The sequence below is a fragment of the Aureibaculum sp. 2308TA14-22 genome (assembly GCF_040538665.1).
GTDB lineage: Bacteria > Bacteroidota > Bacteroidia > Flavobacteriales > Flavobacteriaceae > Aureibaculum.
In genome coordinates this window covers 2,440-6,313 of sequence record NZ_JBEWXT010000002.1, presented here as the reverse complement: position 1 = coordinate 6,313, position 3,874 = coordinate 2,440, and the positions used below count along the sequence as shown (strand labels likewise).

Here is a 3,874-nt window from a genome sequence, read left to right as displayed (position 1 = left end):
TAGAGATTTACGAATAGGTTATGCCTATGATTACACGACAACCAATTTAGGGAACTATAATAGTGGTACCCATGAGGTATTTATGCAATGGGATATAGATTTTTCAAAGAAAAACCTAAAATCACCTAGATTCTTCTAAAAAACAATACCATTTATAAAATTGTTAAAATAAAATAATAACTTTCTAAAAGACCTTTAATAAAAGGCTAAACCTTGTATAAATAAGGCTTAACCTTTTGTTTTTTTCTTTAAATAGAAATCTATCCTAATTTGATTTCAAAATAAAGAAGTGTAAAACGCTTTTTTAACATTTTTTTATATATTTGTATTCATTGTAGAAATACAATAAAAACAAAAAAATTAGGGGAAAAACATGTATTTCTATTAACAACTCTATAGACTACACCATACACAACATTAAGTAAATAACATTATGAAAAAAGGTTACTTAACTACAATTTACGCAGTTTACGGTAAACATTTAAAACAAATATTAGTTGCATTACTAGTTATATTTAGTTTAGCAAATACTAATGCTGTTCAAGCACAAGATACTGATGGGGATGGAATTTCAGATAGTATAGAAAATGGCAATTGTGATATTTCGCAAAAAACGGAAGTAGTTGAGCTTTTTAGCGAGGACTTTGGTACTGGTACAGCTAGAACAACCAACGGCAATGTTTCAAACCATACATATGATAATTCAGGTGCAATACCTGATGGCTCTTATGCTGTTGCATCATCACTTTCTCCAGGTCTTGCATTTTATAATCGTTCAGAGGCAAACGGAGATTTAGATGCAAATATAGATCAGTTTGCTGGCCCTGCAGGAGGATCTAATAATGGAAGGTATTTAGCTATTAATATGATTAACACGGGCAATACTGAATTTTATCGTCAATCAATAGCTGGTTTAGCAATTGGTTCAGATTACAGGTATAGATTAGATTTGGCAGGATTGTGTAATGGTTGTGCAGACATACCAGACTTTAGACTTGAAATACAAAATAGTTCAGGAACAACTCTAGAATCGATTACTTCAGCTTCAATTGGAGTAGCAAATGATGATATCTGGAGAAGAGCTATATTGAATTTTACAGCAACAACAACTTCTGTAGAAATAGTTATTTATAACAATCAACCTAATGGTAGTGCTGGTAATGATGTAGGTGTTGATAATATTGTTTTTGCTCGATTGGAATGTCCATTAAGTTTTAATGATCCAGATGGTGATGGTGATGCAAATTCTTTAGATTTAGATTCAGATAATGATGGCATATTAGATGCTACAGAATTATATGGTAACAATCCTTCAGCGGACAATGATGGAGATGGTGTTATCGCTTTATATGATGATAATGATAATGATGCTGGTGTAGGCGACGATAACGGTTTGCTTGGAGGTGTCTATGACGATGATTTTGATGGTATACCAAACTGGTTAGATACTGATAGTGACGGTGATGGATGCCCTGATGCCTTAGAGGGTTCTGCGGCGTTTCCGGCGGCCACTGTAGATGGCAATGGAAGGCTAATTAGTAGTGTTGATGCCAATGGCGTACCAACAGTTGCAGGTGGAGGTCAGACTAATGTAAGTTCTGTTAATAATACGATAACGAGTAATCAATGTGATGACGATAACGATGGCGTACTTAATAATATAGATGCTTGTCCCGGTTCTGATGACAGTGCTGATTTAGATGGAGATGGTATTCCAGACAATTGCGATACAGATGTTGATGGTGATGGTATTTCAAATGATGACGAATTAAATTGTCCAGCTGGGGTAATTGCCGCACAAGATCCCACTCCTTCTCCAGGAACTACAGCCAGTTATGGAACTTTTGATATTACTTATACGGAGACTGGAACGGACGTTGCAGATGTTTATACGGATCCTGATTTACCTACAATTCCAGGAATTGAACAGTTCCCTGGGAATATATTGACATACGATTTTTCGACCAATGTTTCAAATTTAAAATATGTAATTGGAGATTTAGATAGTGGTGAATTAATATATGTAAATTTTTATGACGGTAATGGAAACAGAATACCAGATTTAACACCTTACATTAGTGCAGATGTAGAATTGACCACCGCTCATGATCTTTCAGTTTCGGCCGCTTATGGGCTTATAATAGATGTTACGGGGCCACAAACATATCATAACTCACTGAGGAATTATGTAGAATTAACATTTTCAACACTAAATATTAGTAGAATTCAAATTGAATTATCAACGGTAGGGTCGTTAAGTAGATCTTCTACCCCAGTTTACTTTATAACTTCCGCTTGTGGTGCCGAAGATACTGATGGAGATACAGTGCCAGATGTTGCAGATATAGATTCTGATAATGATGGTATTTTGGACAGTGTGGAAGGTAACATTCAAACTGATGCTGATGGTATCCCAGATTATTTAGATTTAGATTCAGATAATGACGGAATTCCGGATAACGTAGAAGCTCAAACTACAATAGATTATTTAGTGCCAGTTGGAGATACTGATGGAAATGGTTTGGATGATGCTTATGAAACTACACCAGGTTCTGGAGAAGGCTTAACGCCTGAAAATACTGATGGAGATGCTGATCCTGATTATTTAGATTTAAACTCTGATAATGAAGGTGCTAATGATACAACAGAAGCAGGAATCACTTTAGCAAATAATGATGATGATGGTGATGGTCTTGACGATGCTACTGATGAAACACCAAATACAGGTTATGCAGATCCAGGAGGAACTATTGATGATCCTTTAAGTGGAGCAGTGGTTTTACCAGACTTGGATGGTGATGCCAATGTGCCTGGAGGAGATGTTGATTTTAGGGATACTTCAACAGGAGATAGAGACAATGACGGTATTCCTGATATTACGGATTTAGATGATGACAATGATGGTATTCCAGATGCTATAGAAGGTGCAGGCGATACTGATGGTGATGGTATTCCAGATGTTTTTGATTTAGATTCGGACAATGATGGTATTTATGATATAGTAGAGTCTGGTCAATTAGATGCTGGAAATAATGTTTTTGATGTTGATAATGATGGTATTATAGATGCTGCAAATGCTGGTACAGTTGGTGCAAATGGATTATTTGATAATATAGAGACTGATGATACAGCAGGAGCAACGGTTACAAACCCGACTGCAGATTCAGATGGAGATGGTATACCAGATTCAAATGAGTTAGATGCCGACAATGATGGTTGTTTGGATGTGTTGGAAGCAGGTTTTACAGATAGTGATATTCCTGAAAATGGTTTATTGGGTAGTGGTACATTTGGTGCAGGCTTAACAGTTGATGCTAATGGTGTTGTTACTAGTGGAGTTGACGGTTATACAGAACCTTATAACTTAGATGGAAATGCTAATTATGATTTCCAAGAGGCAGGGACGGGAATTCCTTTAGTTAATACAGATCCTTTAAGTCAAACAATAACAATCAATTCTAATGTAACTTTTAGTACTGATTTATTAGCTCAAATTACATATCAATGGTCTGAGAGTACGGATAATGGTGCTACATGGAATATTATTTCTAACGGAGGTACTAGCCCTGCATATAGCAATGCAACAACAGATGCCTTAACCTTAACAGGTGTTCCAGCAAGTTATAATGGTTATCAATATAGAGTAAGAATGACTTCTATAGCATTTGTTTGTGATAATAATTGGGTATCAGCTCCGGCTACATTGAATTTATTCCCTGACAACGATGGTGATGGCATTCCAGATAATGTAGATTTAGATGATGACAATGATGGTATTCCAGATGCTATAGAAGGTGCAGGCGATACTGATGGTGATGGTATTCCAGATGTTTTTGATTTAGATTCGGACAATGATGGTATTTATGATATAGTA

The 3,874-nt window shown here is 35.9% G+C and carries 2 protein-coding genes; both read left to right on the top strand.

The window, feature by feature from the left end:
• The first annotated feature begins 13 nt into the window (after positions 1-13).
• Positions 14-139 (top strand): type IX secretion system membrane protein PorP/SprF, encoded by a 126-nt coding sequence (locus U5A88_RS15895; RefSeq protein WP_354208100.1) that lies wholly within the window; start codon positions 14-16, stop codon positions 137-139.
• Between the two features lie 294 nt (positions 140-433).
• Positions 434-3,874 (top strand): hypothetical protein (locus tag U5A88_RS15890; protein WP_354208257.1); only part of this gene is annotated, 3,441 nt, incomplete at its 3' end.